General features: G+C 66.2%; 12 protein-coding genes. 8 read left to right on the forward strand and 4 right to left on the reverse strand.

Annotated features, from left to right (window positions below; genetic code table 11):
• Positions 1-1,434, reverse strand: a complete 1,434-nt coding sequence (locus ACFVYC_RS12460) for an NAD-dependent malic enzyme (RefSeq protein WP_387550265.1) — start codon at positions 1,432-1,434, stop codon at positions 1-3.
• Positions 1,435-1,645: 211 nt separating this feature from the next.
• Between ACFVYC_RS12460 and ACFVYC_RS12465 the strand changes: the two genes are divergently transcribed.
• Positions 1,646-2,401, forward strand: a complete 756-nt coding sequence (locus ACFVYC_RS12465) for an IclR family transcriptional regulator (RefSeq protein ID WP_387550267.1) — start codon at positions 1,646-1,648, stop codon at positions 2,399-2,401.
• A gap of 140 nt (positions 2,402-2,541) precedes the next feature.
• Here ACFVYC_RS12465 and ACFVYC_RS12470 read toward each other — a convergent pair whose 3' ends face one another.
• Positions 2,542-4,047, reverse strand: a complete 1,506-nt coding sequence (locus tag ACFVYC_RS12470; RefSeq protein WP_387550269.1) for a nucleobase:cation symporter-2 family protein — start codon at positions 4,045-4,047, stop codon at positions 2,542-2,544.
• A 174-nt stretch (positions 4,048-4,221) separates the two neighbouring features.
• Positions 4,222-5,130, reverse strand: a complete 909-nt coding sequence (gene pucL, locus ACFVYC_RS12475) for a factor-independent urate hydroxylase (protein ID WP_387550271.1) — start codon at positions 5,128-5,130, stop codon at positions 4,222-4,224.
• A 349-nt stretch (positions 5,131-5,479) separates the two neighbouring features.
• Between pucL and ACFVYC_RS12480 the strand changes: the two genes are divergently transcribed.
• A complete protein-coding gene (locus ACFVYC_RS12480; protein ID WP_387550272.1) occupies positions 5,480-5,665 on the forward strand; it encodes a hypothetical protein in 186 nt (61 codons plus the stop codon).
• Positions 5,666-5,817: 152 nt separating this feature from the next.
• Here the strand turns inward: ACFVYC_RS12480 and ACFVYC_RS12485 are convergent, their stop codons facing one another.
• Positions 5,818-7,185: an 8-oxoguanine deaminase gene (locus ACFVYC_RS12485; RefSeq protein ID WP_387550274.1), complete on the reverse strand. Its 1,368-nt coding sequence runs from the start codon at positions 7,183-7,185 to the stop codon at positions 5,818-5,820.
• A 399-nt stretch (positions 7,186-7,584) separates the two neighbouring features.
• Here ACFVYC_RS12485 and ACFVYC_RS12490 point away from each other — a divergent pair, with 399 nt between their 5' ends.
• The 6 genes from ACFVYC_RS12490 to ACFVYC_RS12515 all read left to right on the forward strand — a co-directional run bounded on the left by ACFVYC_RS12490 (position 7,585) and on the right by ACFVYC_RS12515 (position 15,782).
• Positions 7,585-8,079 (forward strand): nucleoside deaminase, encoded by a 495-nt coding sequence (locus ACFVYC_RS12490; protein ID WP_387550276.1) that lies wholly within the window; start codon positions 7,585-7,587, stop codon positions 8,077-8,079.
• A gap of 9 nt (positions 8,080-8,088) precedes the next feature.
• Entirely contained in the window at positions 8,089-9,609 is a 1,521-nt protein-coding gene (locus ACFVYC_RS12495) for an NCS2 family permease (RefSeq protein ID WP_387550278.1), read from the forward strand.
• A 120-nt stretch (positions 9,610-9,729) separates the two neighbouring features.
• A complete protein-coding gene (locus ACFVYC_RS12500; protein WP_387550280.1) occupies positions 9,730-10,950 on the forward strand; it encodes an XdhC family protein in 1,221 nt (406 codons plus the stop codon).
• A complete protein-coding gene (locus ACFVYC_RS12505; protein WP_387550282.1) occupies positions 10,941-11,876 on the forward strand; it encodes an FAD binding domain-containing protein in 936 nt (311 codons plus the stop codon). The genes ACFVYC_RS12500 and ACFVYC_RS12505 overlap by 10 nt, the downstream gene beginning before the upstream one ends.
• Before the next feature lie 2 nt (positions 11,877-11,878).
• On the forward strand, positions 11,879-14,752 hold the full coding sequence (locus ACFVYC_RS12510) for a molybdopterin-dependent oxidoreductase (RefSeq protein ID WP_387550284.1): 2,874 nt from the start codon (positions 11,879-11,881) through the stop codon (positions 14,750-14,752).
• 49 nt (positions 14,753-14,801) lie between these two features.
• Complete coding sequence (locus ACFVYC_RS12515) at positions 14,802-15,782, forward strand: aldo/keto reductase (protein ID WP_387550286.1); 981 nt, start codon at positions 14,802-14,804, stop codon at positions 15,780-15,782.
• Positions 15,783-15,807 lie beyond the last annotated feature (25 nt).

Consider the following 15,807-nt stretch of genomic DNA (forward strand, 5'->3'; position numbering starts at 1 on the left):
TCAGGCGCTGGCCAGGGCGGCTTCGGGGGCTGGTGCTGCAGCAGCCACGTTGGCGGCATGGGCTGCGGCGGCCACCGCTGAGGCAACATCGGCGGCAACATGGGGATCGAAGACGCTGGGGATAATGTAGCTGGCATTGAGCTCGTCGTCAGCTACCCGGTTCGCGATCGCCTCCGCGGCGGCCACCAGCATCTCCGGGGTAATGTCCGAGGCTCCGGCGTCGAGCAGGCCGCGGAAGAAGCCCGGGAACGCCAGCACGTTGTTGATCTGGTTGGGAAAGTCGCTCCGGCCGGTCGCCACGACGGCGGCATGGCGGGACGCGACCACCGGATCGATCTCCGGCGTGGGGTTGGCCATGGCGAACACAATGGCATCCTTCGCCATAGCGGCGACCTGCTCCTCGCCGATCACGTGCGGCGCGCTGACGCCGATGAACACGTCAGCGCCCACAAGCGCCTCGTGCAGTGTGCCGGCAAAGCCGCCCTCGTTGGTATTGGCTGCGATCCAGCTGCGGTGCTCGTCCCCGTAGGTTTCACCCGCGTGGATGGCGCCGGACCGGCCGGCGGCAATGATGTGCCGGGCGCCCTGGGCCTTGAGGAGCTGAATGATGGCGGAACCGGCGGCGCCGACGCCCGAAACCACAATCCGTACCTCATCCAGCTTTTTGCCAACCACGCGCAGTGCGTTGACCAGCGCTGCGAGCGTGACGATGGCGGTGCCGTGCTGGTCGTCGTGGAACACCGGGATGTCCAGTTCCTCGCGGAGCCGGTTCTCGATCTCGAAGCAGCGGGGAGCGGCGATGTCCTCGAGGTTCACGCCGCCGTAGACGGGGGCCAGGGCCTTGACGATCCGGATAATCTCTTCGGTGTCCTGGGTATCCAGGCAGACGGGCCAGGCGTCAACGTTGGCGAACTGCTTGAAGAGTGCGGCCTTGCCCTCCATCACGGGCAGTGCTGCGGCGGGGCCGATGTTGCCCAGGCCCAGGACGGCGGAACCATCGGTGACGACGGCGATGGTGTTGCGTTTGACGGTCAGGTTCCGGGCTGCTGCGGGGTCCTCGGCTATGGCGAGGCAGACGCGGGCGACGCCGGGAGTGTAGGCACGGGAGAGATCGTCGCGGTTGCGCAGGGCTACTTTGGGAACCACCTCGAGCTTGCCGCCGAGGTGCATCAGGAAGGTGCGGTCCGAGACGTGCTGGACCGTGACGCCGTCGAGCGCGTTCAGGGCATCCTTGACCCTGCCGGCGTGCTCGTCATCGGTGGTGTTGCAGGTGACGTCCACAACCAAAGTCTCGTGGTGGGACTCGCTGACGTCCAGTGCAGTGATGGCCGCGCCGGCCGCACCCACGGCAGCGGCGAGTTCGCTGGTGGCGCTAAAGCTCGACGGTGCTTCCACGCGCAGGGTAATCGAATTTCCGGGGCTGGGGTTCGCCATTGAATGTCCTCCTGTTGGGCCCGGGCTGGGCAGCTGCTCTATCCGAATGTTTTCGTATTATGGATATTATTATCTACTTTGTGGAAATACAACCCCATGCAGAGGTTATCGCTTCCTCGCGCACCGGTGCTGTATCTTGAAGGGATTAGGGCAATTCTTTTCACGATGCGGATAAGACTTGTCGGAATCCGAGTCCACAGGAGACTGTTACATGGCTGAGAAAGCCGCAGGTGGCGTCCAATCCGTTGAGCGCGTCTTCGAATTGCTGGAACTGATCACAGATGCCGGCGGGGACGTCACCCTCAGCGAACTGTCCTCCTCCACGGACCTGCCCCTGCCCACGATTCACCGGCTGCTCCGCACCCTGGTGTCGCTGGGTTATATCCGGCAGCTGCCAAACCGCCGCTATGCCCTGGGCCCCCGGCTCATCCGGCTGGGCGAGGGCGCGAACAAGCAGCTCGGCGCAGTAGCCCGTCCGCAGCTGAAGACGCTGGTTGACCGGCTGGGGGAGACCTCGAACATGGCCGTACTCGACTCTGACATGGTCATTTACGTGGCGCAGGTGCCGTCCCTTCACTCCATGCGTATGTTCACCGAGGTGGGCCGGCGCGCCCATACCCATGCCACCGGCGTCGGCAAAGCCATCCTGGCCCAGCTCGACGATGACACGGTGCGCGGCATTGTTGCCCGCGCCGGGATGCCGACGCCTACGGCCAAGAGCATCGGTGACGTCGAGGACCTCTTGGCAGACCTGAAGCTCATCCGGGAACGCGGCTACTCCATTGACGAGGAGGAACAGGAGCTCGGTGTCCGGTGCTTCGCCATGGCCGTGCCCAACGCTCCCACGCCCGCCGCGATTTCTGTTTCCGGCCCGGTGTCCCGGGTAGACGGGAACTTCGCCGATAAGGCAGTGCCGGTCCTCCGCAAAGCCGCCGAGGCCATCTCCCTGGAGCTCAACCGGATCTGACGCACCCCTTGGAGTTTTGCGCAGATACCGGGAACTTCAGCGGCTGCCACGTCCCGGCATCTGTCCGAAAACTCAGGGAGCACGTTCGACGGCGGCCCGCTCCTTCCGGAAGCGGGCCGCCGTCGCCGTTGGTGTCCCTCTTAGTGGTCTGACGCCTTCTCGGACGACTCGACCCGGACTTCCTTGCCATCGCAGTCGATGAGCTTGCCGCCTTCGAAGCGGTCGCCGTCGGCCAGGCACTTCAGGTCCTCTTCCCGGACCACCCGGCCGGTGCCGGCCACAAACACCGACTGGTTCTCCGAGTTGCCGGCCTTGAGGTGGTTGAACAGCAGGTTCAGCAGGATGGCCATCACAGCGGCGGAGCTGATGCCGGAATGGAAGATCGTGCTGAACCAGGACGGGAACTGGTCGTAGAAGGTGGGAGCGGCGATCGGAATCATGCCGAAGCCGATGGATGCGGCCACGATGATCAGGTTCATATTGTTCCGGTATTCCACCTTTGCCAGTGTCCTGATGCCACTGGCGGCCACCGTGCCGAACAGGACAATGCCTGCGCCGCCCAGGACGGCGGTGGGTACGGCGGCGACGACGCGTCCGAGGACCGGCAGCAGCCCCAACAGCACGAGGATTACGCCGCCGGCAGCCACCACATAACGGCTCTTGATCTTGGTGACAGCCACCAGGCCAACGTTCTGGGCGAATGCGCTTTGCGTGAATGAGCCGAAAATTGGCGCAATCAGGCTGGAACCCATATCTGCGCGCAAACCAGCTGCGATCCGCTTTGAGTCCGTCCGCGTGCCGACGATCTCACCGACGGCAAGGATGTCCGCCATGGTTTCCGTCAGGATCACCAGCACCACAATCACCATGGAGATGATGGCGGCGATTTCGAAGGTGGGGGCGCCGAGGTGGAACGGCGTGGGGAAGGCAACGATGGGGCCGTTGCCCACCTTGGAGAAGTCGGCCATTCCGGCGATGACGGCAACGAGCGTGCCGCCCACCATGGCCAGGAGAATGGACAGGCGGGAGAGAGTTGCGCTGCCCACCTTGCTCAGGAGCAGCACCAGTGCCAGGGTAACGGCGGCGAGCCCGATGTTCGCCATGCTGCCGTAGTTCCCGGCTGTTCGGTTGCCGCCCATGGCCCAGTTGGCGGCGACAGGCATCAGGGTCAGGCCAATAGTGGTGATGACCGTGCCAGTTACCACCGGCGGGAAGAACCTGACGATCTTTGAGAAGACTGGAGCAATCAGCAGGCCGATCGCCGCGGAGACCATAACAGCGCCGAAGACGGAGGGCAATCCGCCGCCACCGCTGACAATGGCGACCATGGTGGCCACGCTGGCAAACGAGACACCCTGTACCAGGGGCAGTTGCGAGCCGAAGAACGGGATGCCGATGGTTTGCAGCAACGTGGCCAGGCCCCCCATAAAGAGGGCAGCGGCGATCAGGACGCCGATGTCGGCGGGTGACAGTCCGGCTGCCTGGCCCACGATGAGCGGAACGGCGATGATGCCGCCGTACATGGTCAGGACGTGTTGGAAGCCGTAAGCAAAGCTGCTCCCGATGGACAGCCGTTCGTCCTCCGGCCGGGTTGGATGCTGGCCTTTTCCGGCGATGGCAGCAGCCGGTTTCCTTCTGATGTTCATGGCAGACTTTCTTGGTTCATGGCAGACGACATTGTCTGGCTAACGGGGTCTGGCTAACTGTGGGTTGAAAGACGGAGGGTGGGTGCCCGGAGTTTTTGGACACGTAACGTGACCTCGAAGGAGCTGAGGTCCTTGCATCTGTCCGAAAACTCCGGGCCTGTGCTGGTGCGGGTTTTAGCAGAAGCCGGCGATGCCTGACCAGGCGATGTCCGCCGGGGTGGCGTCGTCGCGCTGGACGGTGGCCTCGATCAGGCCGTAGGGGCGGTCGGCGGCGTAGAAGACCTCGTTGGGGTTGTCGAGGCCGAACGGTGTGAGGTCGACGAGGAAGTGGTGCTTGTTGGGCATCGAGAACTTGATCTCGTCGATTTCGCTGTGGGCTTCGAGAACCTTGGTGCCCATGTCGAACAAGGTCTGCTGGAGGGCGTGGGAGTACTTCTCGGTGAAGCCTTCGAGCAGGAGTCCCTTGACGTCGTCGTAGTTCTTGTTGAAGTCCAGCGTGCTGAAATCGGTGCCGGTCTTGAAGCGCCAGCGGGCCGAGACATCGGTGGCCAGGATGCGGTCCGTGGTCTCCTGCAGGGTGGTGTACCTGTCCTTCGGGTAGCCCACAAAGCCTGACTGGGTGGACTTGAGGACAGTCAGGTCCTTGAGCCCCGAGATGAGGTGCGTGGTGGCGCCGTCGCGGACCAACACGGCGGTGCGCACTTCCTGGCCATTGCGCACGAAGGAGTGGTCGTGTTCGCTGCCGTGGGCCTGGATCCGGTCCCAGCTGTAGGACTCGGCTTCCCAGCGGCCGCCGGTAACCCAGTCGAAGCTGGACGTGAAGTGCTCCCCGAGCCGAAGCAGGAACGCCTCGGGGGAGCCGACGCCGTCGCGGGCGAAGGCGTAGATGGTGTTCTTCTGGGTGTCTGTGGCCACCACGTGGGCGTTGTCGCCCTCCAGGTGGGCGGCCAGGAAGTCCCCCCGCAGCTGCGAGGTGACATTGAGGTCTTCGATTTCGTGGCGGTCGCTGTCGCGGGTGATCTTGACGACCCGCACTTCGGCCTTTCCGTACTGGTTTTCGCCGAGGATGATCTTGCTGCTCATGGTCTGTTCCCAATCTCCGGTAAGTGGAACCTAGGTTCCATCACTGAAATTAAGCGCGCATTTCAAGCGCGTTTCCGGTGGAGCCGACCCAACAAAAAAGAGCCGGCATCCATTGATGCCAGCTCATTACGACCCTGCCTGCTGCTCCCAGGTTACGTGATTTACACCACGAATTGATATCCAGCGTACCCCCGGAATTCGGTGGTGTACATCACAAGTTGAAAATTCTGTTTGTGACCGAAGGGCTCCGGAGCCATTGACGGACGAACAGCGGCAATCTAAGCTCTTCCACATAACAAAAGTTATTTTCCGTCTTACGGAATCAGTTCACGCCTTGAAGGAGGATCAGATGTACCAGCAGGACAGCACGCCGGTTGCACCGGCGCAGACGGCGGCACCTTCGGTCCAGGAGTTCTACCTCCCCCTTGGAGGCGGAACCGATCCTGACTTTTACCTGCCGGCGGATCGGGAGCACGTGCCCGGCCGCTTCTCGCGCTGGGTCCACGCGCTCCCGGGATTCGGCCAGCGCTCTTAGATAAGGCCAGCGACAACGCCAGCGACCAGGCCGGCGACGCGCAAACTCGTTGCCGATGCGCCAAAGGGCTGGCGACGCCCTGATCCGGGTGTCGCCAGCCCTTTTCCGCGTCACACGTAAATGGGCGCGTCGACGGACGCCAGGAAGTCCGGCTACCCGTTGACCAGCCGGCGCGCTGCCGCCGAGTGCTCGGCAATAAGCCCGGCGACGTCCAGCCCGGGTATCTGCCCATCCACCACGCGCCACTGCCCGCCCACCATCACCCGGTCGGCGCGGTCCGCTGCGCACAGCAGGAGCGCAGCAATGGGGTCATGGCTGCCGGAGAAGCGCAGGTCGTCCAGCCGGAAAAGTGCCAGGTCCGCCTGCATTCCTGGCGCGAGCTGGCCCAGTCCAGGGCGGCCGAGGACGGCGGCCGAACCGCGCGTCGCCCAGCCCAGCGCCCGCTCCACCGGAACGTCTGCCCCGTAGCGCAGCCGCTGCAGATACAGAGCCTGCCGGGCTTCCAGGATCATGTTCGAGGCATCGTTCGACGCCGAGCCGTCCACCCCCAGCCCCACGGGAACTCCCGCGTCCTCCAGCTCCAGGACGCGCGCGGTGCCGGACGCCAGCCGCATGTTGGAGGTGGGGCAATGTGCGACGGCGGTGCCCGCGGCTCCCAGCCTGGCAATCTCGGCGTCGCTGAAATGGATGCCGTGGCCCAGCCAGGTGCGGTCCGTCAGCCAGCCCACACTCTCCAGGTAATCGACGGTCCGCAGACCGAACATCTGCCGGCAGAAGTCCTCCTCGTCAAGGGTTTCAGCGAGATGAGTGTGCAGCCGGACGTCCAGGCCCTCGGCGAGCGCGGCGCTTTCGGCCATGATCTCCTTGGTGACCGAGAACGGCGAGCACGGAGCCAGGGCAATCTGGATTGCAGCGTCCTCCCCGCGTTCGTGGTACCGGCCAATCAGTCGTTCACTGTCGGCCAGTACCACCTCCGGCGCCTGCACTGTTGACTGTGGCGGCAGGCCGCCGTCGTCCGTTCCCAACGTCATGGACCCGCGCGTCAGGGTGGCGCGCATCCCCAGCCGGCGGACTGCCTCCACCTGGATGTCGATCGCGTCCTCAAGGCCGCCGGGGAAGAGGTAGTGGTGGTCCGCTGCCGTGGTACAGCCGGACAGCAGGAGTTCCGCCAGTGCCACGGTGGTGGCGAGTTCGAGGTCCCGGGGCGTGAGCCGGGCCCAGACGGGATAGAGGTTCTGCAGCCAGGGGAACAATGGGGCGTTCGCCACCGGACCCCAGGCGCGGGTGAGGGTCTGGTAGAAGTGGTGGTGCGTGTTGATCAGGCCTGGAAGAAGTACATGATTTCCGGCGTCGAAGGTCTCGTCGCAGGAATCGGTGGGCTGCTGCCCGGCGGCGAGGACCTCCGTGATAACACCGCCGCTGACCACCAGCCCGCCTGAGGCGTCGAGGTTGTTGGCGGTGAAGGCGGCTTGGGGATTCTTGATCCACAGGCGGGAAGCAGATTCGTTGGGGTGCGTCATAACGGTCCTTCTCTGAGCGTAGGGGTTTCGTTCCAGCTCAGTGAGGCCCTGTCTGCTGATCCAGGTGGCCGCGCCCGCGGGTGTGGAAGTGGTGCGGCTGGGACCTAGGTTAGGACGCGGCCCCGCGCAGCGTCAACGGCCCGGAACTGTGACCGCGGGCGTGAGGGGTGCGTAACCTCGATTTCACATTGCGAAATCAAGTTTCCAGAAAACTATGGCGCGGACCACATCCGAGTGCTAATCTCGATCTTGCCAAAGGCGGGCGCCCGGACTCCGGGAAGCTATCTACCAGGCGCAACTTAACCTTCACAGCACATGCTGAAGCCTGGTAACCGTCGCACCTGGTTCTACTGGTCCTGCCACCGGCTACCGGCTTCCCGGCACAAAGGAAGTCGCATCATGAGTACCACCGTCACGGCCGAACAATTCCTGGCCAGATCCATCAGGTTGGCCACGGCCAATGTCCTGAACAGCGGGGGACCCTTCGGAGCCATGATCGTCACGGCCGACGGCCGGACGTTCGACGGCGTTAACCGGGTCACCGCCGACAACGATCCCACCGCCCACGCCGAGGTCACTGCCATCCGCACGGCCTGCCGCGAACTGGGCACCTTCGACCTCAGCGGCGCCGTCCTCTACACGAGCTGCGAGCCGTGCCCCATGTGCCTGGCGTCCGCGCTCTGGGCCCGGGTGGAACGGGTTGTTTTCGCCGCAGACCGGCACGACGCCGCCTCCGTGGGCTTCGATGACGCCGTTTTCTACGAATACTTCGATAACCAGGACAGGAACTCCCTGATGCCGGTTTCGAAGCTGGCGTTGGACGACCCGCAGGCCCCGGCCCCGCTGGAGCCGTTCAACACCTGGAACACCCTCGAATCCAGGATCGACTACTAGGCGGCTGGGATGACCATCCTGGACAACTCCCACGAAGAGCATTCGGCTCCGAACACCCGCACCCCACGGACCGCCACGGGCACTCCCCGGCCGCCGGCGTCGGCCTCATTCCTCGACCGGTTCTTCCAGGTCACCCAGCGGGGCTCCACCCTGGCCCGCGAGTTCCGCGGCGGTCTGGTCACCTTCTTCACCATGGCGTACATCGTCATCCTCAACCCGCTCATCCTGGGCGGTTTCAGCGCGGACAACGCCCCCACCGACGTCGCCGGGGGCTGGCTTTCCGCCGCGCAGGTGGGCGCTGTCACCGGACTCACCGCCGGCGTGATGACCATCCTCTTCGGCCTCATCGCCAACCTGCCCTTCGGCCTCGCCGCAGGCCTGGGCATCAACTCCTTCCTTGCCGTGTCCGTGATCCAGGAAGTCACCTGGGCGGAGGCCATGGGCCTGGTGGTGATCAACGGCATCCTGATCGTGCTGTTCGGCATCACCGGTGCCCGCACCGCCATTTTCCGGGCGGTCCCCAAGGAACTGAAGGCGGCCATCACGGTGGGCATCGGCCTGTTCATAGCCTTCATCGGCTTTGTGGACTCCGGCTTCGTCAAGGCGACGGCGGGGGGCCCGCCCGTCCAGCTGGGCAACGGCGGGTCCATCACGTCCATTCCCACGCTGGTGTTCGTCGTCGGCCTGCTGGCCATGGGCATCCTCGTGGCCCGCAAGGTGCAAGGCGGACTGCTGATCGGGATTGTGGCCACCACTTTCCTGGCCGCCGTGGTGGAAGCAGTGCTGAAGATCGGCCCGGCCAGCAGCACCAACCCCGGTGGCTGGCACCTGAACACCCCGGTGCTCTCGGGCCAGCTGGTGTCCGCCCCCGACCTGGGCCTCGTGGGGCAGTTCGACCTGTTCGGCGCCTTCGGCAGGATCGGCGGACTCGCCGCCACCATGCTGGTGTTCACCCTGGTGTTCACCAACTTCTTCGATGCCATGGGCACCATGACCGGCCTGGCCAAGAGCGCCGGCGTCGCCCACAAGGACGGAACGTTCCCGCGGCTGAAGTCCGCCTTCATCGTGGAAGGTTTCGGCGCCGTGGCCGGCGGGGCAACGTCAGGCTCCTCGAACACCGTGTACATCGACTCCGCCGCGGGCATTGGCGAGGGAGCGCGGACCGGACTGGCATCGGTGGTGACCGGCGTACTCTTCCTGGGGTCGATGTTCCTCACGCCGCTCACCAGCGTGGTTCCGCTCGAAGTGGCCGCGGCCGCACTCGTGGTGGTGGGCGCGATGATGATGGCGCAGATCCGCGAGATCAAGTTCAGCAAGTTCTCCGTGGCACTGCCGGCCTTCCTCACCATCGTGACCATGCCGCTGAGCTACTCGATCGCCAACGGCATCGGCGTGGGCTTCGTCAGCTGGGCCATCATTGGGGCCGCATCGGGGAAGGCCAAGAAGATCCATCCGCTGATGTGGGTGGTCAGCGCCGGCTTCCTGGTGTACTTCGCCCGCGGCCCCATCAACCTGCTGCTCGGCGCCTGACCGCTTCTCCGAACCGCACAGCGTTTGCGGACTGCACGGGGCCGGGCCAAAAGCTTGGCCCGGCCCCCGATAGGAACGACAATATGGACACCACCGCAGCGCGGAAGAAGGAGTGCCGCCATGCTTGACCTGATCCCTTCACTGAGTGGCTGGGCTCCGGCCCTTGCCCGTGAGCGGTTCGCGGTGGCCACCATCGTGCGTGCCGGCGGCTCGGTTCCCCGGCCGGTGGGCACCTCGATGCTCGTGTCCGCCGGCGGTGCCATCCTGGGCAGCCTCTCCGGCGGCTGCGTGGAAGGTGCCGTCGTGGCGGCGGCTTTGGAATCCATGGACGACGGCGCCACCCGCCTTGAGACGTTCGGCTTCAGCGCCGAAGATGCCTTCGCCGTCGGGCTGACCTGCGGCGGGGAGCTGGAGGTTCACATCGAACCGGCCAACCTGGGCCGCGGGTGCCCGCTCGGCGAAGCGGTGCGGCAGTTGGCGGCCTACCGGACTGACGAGCCTGTGGCGCTGGTCCGGACGCTGGACGCGGGCGAAAACGCCCGCGGCAGCATCGCCGTCGTGATTCCGGATCCGGGCACCGCCACCGTGTCCGCGAATCCGGACCTGGCAACCCTCCTGGACCTGAACGCAGACCCGGGGGCCGGACGGGCCCTGGTTGTGCAGCTGGACTCGTTCCTGCGCGGCGGTGCCACCGGCGTCCTGGGCCTGGGCGGGCCCGGCCTGTGCACGGGCGAAACCGCACTGCTCATCGAATCCCGGCTGGCGCCGCCGCGCCTGCTCGTGTTTGGTGCCAACGACTTAAGCGCGGCACTGCTGCCGGCCGCCAAACCGCTGGGCTATCACGTCACACTGGTGGACGCCCGGCCGGCTTTTGCCTCGCAGGCGCGGTTTCGCGCAGCGGATGAGGTGGTCACCGCCTGGCCCCACCACTACCTCGCAGCAGAGGCTGCCGCGGGACTAGTGGACAGCAGGACAGTCATCTGCATTCTCACCCACGATCCGAAGTTCGATATCCCCTTGCTCGAGGCCGCACTTGGCCTGGACGTCGCCTTTGTCGGAGCCCTCGGATCACGGCGCAGCCACGCCCAACGGGTGGGCGCCCTCCTGGACGCCGGCGTGCGCCCGGAACGGATTGCCCAGCTTCACTCACCGCTCGGCCTGGACATCGGGGCAGTATCCCCGGCCGAAGTGGCGGTGTCCGTCCTTGCCGAAGTCATCGCCGCCCGCAATGCGGCGGCGTCCCATCAGCCGTTGAGGGAAACCTCCGGGCCCATACACCAGCAGCGGGCCGCCAGGCCTGCACCCACCAACGTTATGCAGCAGGAGATCGTATGGACATGAACACCATCGAGGCGGTGGTCCCCACCACCGACCCCGCACAATGGCGCGACGGCGATGCCTGGCTGGCCGGCGGCACCGTCCTGTTCTCCTACGGCAGCCTCGCGTTTGGGCCCCGGCCGCTGAGGCGACTCCTGGACCTCGGCAGCGCGGGCTGGACTCCCGTGACCGTGAGCGATGATGGGATCGAGCTCGCCGCCACCTGCACTGTTGCCGAGCTCTTCAACCTTCCCGGTGCGCCCGGAATCCAGCCTCAGGCGTGGCCCGCCCTGGACCTGGTCCGGCCCTGCTGCGACTCCTTTGTTGCCTCCTTCAAGGTGTGGAACATGTCCACGGTGGGCGGCAACCTCTGTACGTCGCTGCCGGCCGGCCCCATCATCTCGCTCTGCGCCGGTTTGGACGGCGCCGCCACCATCCTCAGCCCGGGCGGTGCCAGCCGCATAGTCCCGGTGACGGAGTTTGTCACGGGCGATGCGGCAAACTGCCTGGCACCCGGGGAACTGCTCCGCAGTATCCACCTCCCGGCGTCGGCCCTTGCCTCCCGCGTGGCGTTCCGGCGCCTGTCGCTGAGCAACCTCGGCCGGTCCGGGGTGCTGCTGACCGGACGGCTCGACGGCGGCACCCACCTGGTCCTGACCGTCACCGCCGCCACCAAACGGCCGGTCCAGCTGCGCTTCGACGGGCTGCCCGACGCCGACGGCCTGGCCACTGCAATCGACGGGGCCATCCCCGCTGACCTTTACCACAACGACATCCACGGGCTGCCGGCCTGGCGCCGGGACATGACCTACCGCCTGGCAGAGGAGATCCGCGCCGAACTCGCTGCTCCCGACGGGTCGCCCGGGCTCCGGGTCTCCGGCGACTTCTGGCCGCCGGTGGACCGCGGTATCCACGCACCGGGACCTTACGCACAGCAGGAAGGGGCCTGAGCATGGCCAACGACAACAACGGCGCCATCCAGATCAACGGCGTTCCGGCCGGAACCCCGCCGCGCCCGGGGCAGTGCCTGCGCACCTTCCTGCGTGAGCAGGGCAGCCTCGGCGTTAAAAAGGGCTGCGACGGCGGCGATTGCGGCGCCTGCACCGTCCACGTGGACGGCACCCCGGTGCATAGCTGCATCTACCCGGCGGTCCGGGCGGAAGGGCATGAGGTCACCACGATCGAGGGCCTGGCTGCCGCTTCCGGCGGCACCGGGCTGCACCCCGTGCAGCAGCAATTCATGGAGCGGCAGGGCTTCCAGTGCGGATTCTGCACAGCGGGCATGGTGATGACGGCGGCAACGTTCGACGCCGGGCAGATGGAGAACCTGCCCCGGAACCTCAAGGGAAACCTCTGCCGCTGCACCGGATACCGGGCCATTTCCGACGCCATCTGCGGACACGCCGGCCACCCCGATCCCAAGGGACAGGGCTCAGGAATCGCGGGGGAGGGGCAGCCGGATCCCGAGCCCGGGCAGCTGGGCGACGACGTCCCGGCACCTGCCAGCCGGGCGGTGGTCACCGGCGCTGCCCGCTACACCCTGGACGTCCCTGCGGAGCAGTTGCAGGGCCTGCTCCACCTGAAGCTGCTGCGTTCGCCGCATGCGCATGCCCGCGTGCTGTCGATCAACGCCGAGGCCGCCTTGAAGGTACCCGGCGTGGTGGCCGTGTTGACCCACCAGGATGCTCCGGAACAGCTGTTCTCCACGGCGCAGCACGAGCTTTTCACGGATGACCCCGATGACACCCGCGTCCTGGATGACGTGGTGCGGTTCCGCGGCCAGCGGGTTGCCGCGGTGGTGGCGGAAACCGTGGCCGCCGCCGAAGCTGGGCTTCGGGCACTGGATGTGGAGTATCAGCAACTGCCCGCGGTCTTCTCGCCGCAGGATGCGCTGTTGCCCGGAGCGCCGCTGGTGCACGGTGACAAGGAAGGGGCGGTGGCCCGCATTTCCCGGCCTGACCGCAACGTTGTGGCCGAGCTGCACTCCGAACTGGGGAGCGTTGCCGACGGTTTCGCGGCCGCGGACTTCATCCACGAAAAGACCTACCGCACGCAGCGCGTCCAGCACGTCGCACTGGAAACCCATGCGGCCATCGCTTCAGTTGACGGCGAAGGCCGCCTGCAGGTGCGCACGTCCAGCCAGGTGCCGTTCCTGGTCCGGCGGACGCTCTGCCGTTTGTTCGGACTGCCGGAGGAACAGGTCCACGTGGTGGCCGGCCGGGTGGGCGGCGGCTTCGGGGGCAAGCAGGAGGTGCTCACCGAGGACATCGTGGCGCTCGCGGCCCTCAAACTCGGCCGGCCCGTCCAGCTCGAGCTGACCCGGACCGAACAGTTCACCGCCACCACCACGAGGCATCCCTTCACCATCAAGCTCAAGGCCGGCACCAGTAACGACGGGAGGCTGACCGCCCTGGAACTGGATGTCCTGACCAACACCGGCGCCTACGGCAACCACGGTCCCGGTGTAATGTTCCACGGCTGCGGCGAATCCTTGAGTGTCTACAACTGCGCCAATAAGAAGGTGGACGCCCACGCCATGTACACCAACACTGTCCCGGCCGGGGCGTTCCGTGGCTACGGGCTAAGCCAGATGATCTTCGCGATCGAGTCCGCCATGGATGAACTCGCCGCGGGCATCGGCATGGATCCGTTCGAGTTCCGCCGCCGGAACATGGTGCGCGAGGGGGACCGCATGCTGTCCACCCAGCCGGAACCCGAAGAGGACGTCCACTACGGCAGCTACGGTCTGGACCAGTGCCTGAGCCTGGTCCGCGATGCACTGGCCCGCGGCCGGGAACGCTACCGGGCAGCCGGCCTGGACGAGCTCGGGCCCGACTGGCTCACCGGGGAGGGAACCGCCCTGTCCATGATCGACACCGTGCCCCCGCGCGGCCACTTCGCCCATTCCAGGCTCCGGCTCCTGCCGGACGGAACGTACCAGGCCGACGTCGGAACCGCCGAGTTCGGCAACGGCACCACCACCGTCCACGCCCAGCTTGCTGCTACTGCGTTGGCCACGGAAGCGGCGCGGGTTGCCGTCCGGCAGTCCGACACTGACCTGATCGAGCACGACACCGGCGCCTTCGGCTCCGCCGGCACGGTGGTGGCCGGCAAAGCCACGCTGGCCGCGGCCGAAGAGTTGGCCGTCCGGATCCGGGCCTTCGCCGCCGGGATCAGGCAGACGCAGGCCTCCGCCTGCGTCCTCGACGGCAACTTCGTGGTCATTGACGGCACTCCCGTGGAACTGGCGGAACTGGCGCAGGCGGCTGCGGATGCCGGCGTCGAACTCGCTGCCGAGGGGCGCTGGGGCGGGACGCCACGTTCCGTCGCCTTCAACGTCCACGGCTTCCGGGTGGCGGTGAACCGCGGCACGGGTGAGCTGAAGATCCTGCAGAGCGTGCAGGCGGCGGACGCGGGTGTGGTGGTGAATCCGCGCCAGTGCCGGGGGCAGATCGAGGGCGGGATCGCCCAGGCCATCGGCGCCGCCCTGTATGAGGAGGTGGTGATTGACGACGCCGGCCGGGTCACCACCGACATCCTGCGGCAGTACCATATCCCCACCTTCGCGGACGTTCCCCGCAGCGAGGTGTACTTCGCGGACACGAATGACAAGCTGGGGCCCCTGGGCGCCAAATCCATGAGCGAGAGCCCCTTCAACCCGGTAGCCCCCGCCCTGGCCAACGCCATCCGCAACGCGACCGGTGTGCGCTTCGCGTCGCTGCCCATCGCCCGCGACAGGATCTACCTGGGACTCAAGGAAGCGGGGCTGGTGCCCAACGGAGTACGTCCTCTCCTGACCAACGCGGGGTCACCTAATGCCCCCTAAAACGACATCATTGGGCAGGATGTGACCCCGCGTTGCATATAGTCGTGGGATGGAACAGCGGATTTTAGGGAAAACCGGACGGAATGTGTCCATCGTGGGGCTTGGCACGTGGCAGCTTGGCGCGGACTGGGGCAACGTTGACCCGGCGCAGGCGCAGGCCATCCTGGCGGCATCCGTGGAGGCGGGAGTGAACTTCTTCGACACCGCGGACGTCTACGGTGACGGCAAGAGTGAACAGGCCATCGGCAAGTTCCTTGCGGACAATCCCGGTCTGGACATCACCGTGGGCACCAAGATGGGGCGGCGGGTGGACCAGCAGACGGAGCACTACACCCTGGCCAACTTCCGGCAGTGGGTGGACCGCTCGCGGAAGAACCTCGGCACGGACACCCTGGACCTGGTCCAACTGCACTGCCCGCCCACCCCGGTATTCAGCAGCAACGAGGTCTACGACGCCCTGGACACGCTGGTTTCGGAAGGCTCCATACGGAACTACGGCGTCAGCGTTGAGCGCACCGACGAAGCCCTGGAAGCGATCCGCCGCGAGGGGACGTCCTCCGTCCAGATCATCCTGAACGCCTTCCGCCTCAAGCCCCTCGACGAGGTCCTGCCCGCCGCGAAGGCAGCAAACGTGGGCATCATCGCCCGCGTGCCGCTCGCTTCCGGTCTGCTCTCCGGCAAGTACTCCAAGGAGACCACCTTCGCCGAAAACGACCACCGGAACTACAACCGCAACGGCGACTCCTTCGACGTCGGCGAGACGTTCTCCGGAGTTGACTACGAGCTGGGACTGAAGGCCGTGGCCGAGTTTGAACAGATCGTTCCGGCGGGAGCCAGCATGGCCCAGGCGGCCATCGCGTGGATCGCAGCCCAGGACGGCGTCACCACCGTGATCCCCGGCGCGCGCAACGTGGAACAGGCGACGGCGAACGCCGCCGCCGCTGGTTTCGCGGTGGATGAAGACTTCGACGGCGGGGTCCGCTGGATCTACGACCACTACTTCCGCGACGCCATCCACCCCCGCTGGTAGCGTTCGCCGCCTGCCCCATGCCTCG

Source organism: Pseudarthrobacter sp. NPDC058329 (assembly GCF_042879835.1).
Classification (GTDB): domain Bacteria; phylum Actinomycetota; class Actinomycetes; order Actinomycetales; family Micrococcaceae; genus Arthrobacter.

Excerpts from the sequence above, each read along its gene's own strand:
- ACFVYC_RS12460 (WP_387550265.1), bottom strand. The coding sequence starts at position 1,434 with ATGGCGAACCCCAGCCCCGGAAATTCGATTACCCTGCGCGTGGAAGCA.
- ACFVYC_RS12465 (WP_387550267.1), top strand. The coding sequence starts at position 1,646 with ATGGCTGAGAAAGCCGCAGGTGGCGTCCAATCCGTTGAGCGCGTCTTC.
- ACFVYC_RS12470 (WP_387550269.1), bottom strand. The coding sequence starts at position 4,047 with ATGAACATCAGAAGGAAACCGGCTGCTGCCATCGCCGGAAAAGGCCAG.
- pucL (WP_387550271.1), bottom strand. The coding sequence starts at position 5,130 with ATGAGCAGCAAGATCATCCTCGGCGAAAACCAGTACGGAAAGGCCGAA.
- ACFVYC_RS12480 (WP_387550272.1), top strand. The coding sequence starts at position 5,480 with ATGTACCAGCAGGACAGCACGCCGGTTGCACCGGCGCAGACGGCGGCA.
- ACFVYC_RS12485 (WP_387550274.1), bottom strand. The coding sequence starts at position 7,185 with ATGACGCACCCCAACGAATCTGCTTCCCGCCTGTGGATCAAGAATCCC.
- ACFVYC_RS12490 (WP_387550276.1), top strand. The coding sequence starts at position 7,585 with ATGAGTACCACCGTCACGGCCGAACAATTCCTGGCCAGATCCATCAGG.
- ACFVYC_RS12495 (WP_387550278.1), top strand. The coding sequence starts at position 8,089 with ATGACCATCCTGGACAACTCCCACGAAGAGCATTCGGCTCCGAACACC.
- ACFVYC_RS12500 (WP_387550280.1), top strand. The coding sequence starts at position 9,730 with ATGCTTGACCTGATCCCTTCACTGAGTGGCTGGGCTCCGGCCCTTGCC.
- ACFVYC_RS12505 (WP_387550282.1), top strand. The coding sequence starts at position 10,941 with ATGGACATGAACACCATCGAGGCGGTGGTCCCCACCACCGACCCCGCA.
- ACFVYC_RS12510 (WP_387550284.1), top strand. The coding sequence starts at position 11,879 with ATGGCCAACGACAACAACGGCGCCATCCAGATCAACGGCGTTCCGGCC.
- ACFVYC_RS12515 (WP_387550286.1), top strand. The coding sequence starts at position 14,802 with ATGGAACAGCGGATTTTAGGGAAAACCGGACGGAATGTGTCCATCGTG.